This is a genomic window from Helicobacter sp. T3_23-1059, assembly GCF_053654515.1.
In genome coordinates, this window is record NZ_JBSIUV010000100.1 from 1 (window position 1) to 3,504 (window position 3,504).

Below are 3,504 nucleotides of genomic sequence, written 5' to 3' on the forward strand. Positions count from 1 at the left end.
TAGTACTTTTAAGATAATATTTTAAAAATACTATTTTAAAATATTATCTTAAGTTTCTTGGATAAACCTTATGCTACCTTTTATAGCATTAAGATAGGCTACTTTTAGCATTATTATGCCATTTTCGCATTCTTTTAGAAACAACAATCGTTCAAATATTTCTTTGTCTATTACTCCTATGCTTCCTGCGCTACCAAATTCATCATTATATACTTGATACAAAAAATATGGCTTTGTGCCTTGTGAATTACATTGTTCATCTGTATAAATAGGCATATTATAGTTTCCCCATCGCCTACCTATACTAAATGGATAATTAGATTCTTTTGATTCTATGGGAGAGTTATTTTTGATAATGTTGTGGATATTTATAAAGTATGTTCCCTCTTTTATTGCGCCGTGTTCTTTATCGCAATGCTCTTTATCATAATAAAAATACGCTATTTGAGAATCATTGTTTGCTTGTGGGTTATGATTAAGTTGTGCATTGTGGTTTGTTTGTGAGTTGCGATTTGATTGTGGGTTATGATTGTCTTTGTTAGAATGTGAAATATTTATGTAAGAAATGGCAATTTGTTTTTCGCTTGGTTGTGTTGCTTCGCTTAGAGGTGTGCCACTTCTAGCTTCATAACTTGCTATTTCGTTATTGCCTTGCATTACTGATAGTGTGAATCCATTGAAATACAAATAAATCTTTGCTTTGAAATAAAGTGTGGCAGGATATTTTTGATAATTATTAGGTGTTAGAATCTTGTTTGTGGTGTTTTTGGATTCGCTCATAGTTTTATTGGAATCTACATTATTAGATTCTTGATTAGATTTTTGGTTAAATTGTTGATTAGGTTCTTGATGAGATTCTTGTGAATGTGGTGATTGTATATAGACATTATTAGATTCTTTTGCGAGGTAATATGGATTTATTTCATAATCCTCATCATTGATAAGTTCTACGCTAAAAAAGTCCCCTCTCTCATTTTGTGGAATCTCAAATATAACTTCGCCATTTGCAGTTGTGATTTTAGAATCATAGCATTGTTTAGAATCTATGTTTGTGATTTGAATCTCTTTGTTTTTTAGGGGAGTTAGCAAATCATAATCTTTGATGATGAGTTTAAATGGGAATGTATCTTGTGTGTCCATATTGCTTGCCTTTTGTTTGGTGTTATTATGTGTGGGTATAACTTGAATGCTTTTGGTTTGTGTGTTTTTGTTTTGGTTATATTAGTTGTTTTAACTATTTGAATCCTTTTGTGGTTGTTTTAGTTGCTTGAATTTGTTTGTGTTGCTTGCTTCTTGAATCGTTTGTGCTATTTGAATTATTGAGATTATCGAAATTATCTAAATCATTTGATTTATTTGAATCTATACCTTATTTAAATTTACATTTTAGGTTATTTTTATTATTTAGGTTATGTTAGATTAAATTGCTTTTTTTAATCCTATTGACTTTGTTTCTTTTTTTTGTTTATAAGGCAGGTTGATTTTGTTTATATGGTAGGTTTTATTGGGATTTTCGTTATTTTATCAAAATAGTTTTATGATTATTCTAACTTTAAATCTAGTTTTTGCATCATTTCTTTGCTCCAGCCTTTTGGAGGGTTTGTGATGCTAGGGTAGATTCTAGGGAAAAATTCGATATATACGCCTTTGTTATCGCTTAATTCAAAATAGTATTTGCCTAGTGGGGAGGGTGTGATTTTGCTTGCTTGTTCTATTTGGCTTTCACTCATATCATATATTTCATATTTTTGGATTTGGCTTATTGGTTGGTTTAGGGATATTTGTTTATAGCCTTTAGATTTTTTCATCATTTTTTCTTCTTCTTCATAGCTATAAGACCATTGCATTATATTAAGTCTAACAAACCCTTCAATATACCCAAATTCAAATTCTAATGGCGATATATTTGGATAAAAGATTGGGATAAATTCCGTGTTTGGGCTTGTTTTTGTGTAAGGATTTTTCATCATTAAATAATCATAGTCTGTTTCGTCTTGATTGTGTGTTAGAGTTTTATCAAAATGTTCTTTATATGCCCCTGCGTTAAAAAGTAAATGATTTTCATCTTGGAATCTACCACTAAAATACGGAATCAAAAATTCTCTCAAACTCCACACTAAATACGCATAAAACAACTCATCATATAATAAGATTTTATGATTTGGTTGATTGATTCTAGCTAGAAAATCTAGGGTGATTAAATCAAGCATATTATTGCGGATAATCTCGCGAGTGTCGATATATCTCCTTATCATAGATTCTGGCAAAACCCCTTTTTGTGTTAGATTTTCAAAAAGACTATTATGCAAATGATATGCGTTGATTCCATTATTTTTATTTATAGATTCTATGTAGTTTGCGATAAATTCTGTGTTTTCTTGGTGTAATTGCGTAAAATATGAGATGATTTGCTCCTTTGTCAAAACGATATTATCTTTGTGCCTAAAGTAGTGGATTTTTTGATAGGGGATAAGGTTTTCATCGGCAAATACTAAACATTGCGTTACACCTCTTTTTTTTTCGCACGCTAACATTGAGCTAAGATAAAGCTGATTTGCGTTTGGTTTTTTTGCATTTAAATTTATTTTGTTTAACCAAAATGTATTTAATTTTTCAATGTTTGTTTCTGTTATTGTTGAAGGTATAAAAATAGGAGCTATATTATTTTGTTTATTGCGTTTAAAGATGATTTTTCCAAGATACAATGTCGCTGTAAAATCTTGTATTTTGCCAAAAATTGCGCTTGTATGCAAACCCAGCTTTACCCTATCATCAACAGCTACAATGTTTGTTTGTATTCCTAGATGTATCGTTTTGTCTTTTTTGAAATTGAATGGATAGTATTTGATGTCTGGTTTTTCATACGAACTCATTTTATTTGCCTTGTGATATAGTTTTTACAATCTGTGTTGCCACATATCTAGGGTCTCGCTCGTTTGGCTGTAATTCGTATATATTTTGTTCTTTTCTATTATCGCAATTTACCATATTTTTATCATCCGCGTTGCATTTTTTTATAAACATTTTAAATATACTATCTAGAAGTTTATCATTGTTATCAAAATATATAGCATAAGAATTTAATACATATTTTGATAAGCCATCTGGTTGGCTAATTTTTTTTTGGTCTATGTAATAATGTCTAATTTCGTGAAAAATTGTCATTAGCATCATTTTCTGTTTTTTTATCAATCCATTATTGATAACAATCGTATTATTTTTATAATATTCAAACTTGCCCCCAACTAATGCGCCGTCTTTATGTTTCCTTGCATATTCTCCATATTCTTTTTTATTCATTTGGGAGGCAAACAAAATATCTATACTTTTTAGCCCCAATTTACTACATAAATGTTCAATAAGTTTTGTATAAAACTCGTGAGTATTCGTATTTTTGCCATTTTGTTGTTTGGTTTCATAAAAAGATTGTATGGAATATTCTATATATGTATCCGTATCTTTTTTATAGTTTTTATTTTGTTCTCTAGTATTGTTTATAAAATT

Annotated in this window: 3 protein-coding genes; all 3 read right to left on the bottom strand. The window is 29.5% G+C overall.

The features are described from left to right. Nucleotides 1-48: 48 nt before the first annotated feature. On the bottom strand, nucleotides 49-1,140 hold the full coding sequence (locus tag ACWIX0_RS13065) for a hypothetical protein (RefSeq protein ID WP_454174422.1): 1,092 nt from the start codon (nucleotides 1,138-1,140) through the stop codon (nucleotides 49-51). 401 nt (nucleotides 1,141-1,541) lie between these two features. Further along, a complete protein-coding gene (locus ACWIX0_RS13070; RefSeq protein ID WP_454174423.1) occupies nucleotides 1,542-2,873 on the bottom strand; it encodes a hypothetical protein in 1,332 nt (443 codons plus the stop codon). A gap of 1 nt (nucleotide 2,874) precedes the next feature. Beyond that, nucleotides 2,875-3,504: hypothetical protein (locus ACWIX0_RS13075; RefSeq protein ID WP_454174424.1), on the bottom strand; the 630-nt coding region annotated here is incomplete at its 5' end.

Excerpts from the sequence above, each read along its gene's own strand:
- ACWIX0_RS13070 (WP_454174423.1), bottom strand. The coding sequence starts at position 2,873 with ATGAGTTCGTATGAAAAACCAGACATCAAATACTATCCATTCAATTTC.
- ACWIX0_RS13065 (WP_454174422.1), bottom strand. The coding sequence starts at position 1,140 with ATGGACACACAAGATACATTCCCATTTAAACTCATCATCAAAGATTAT.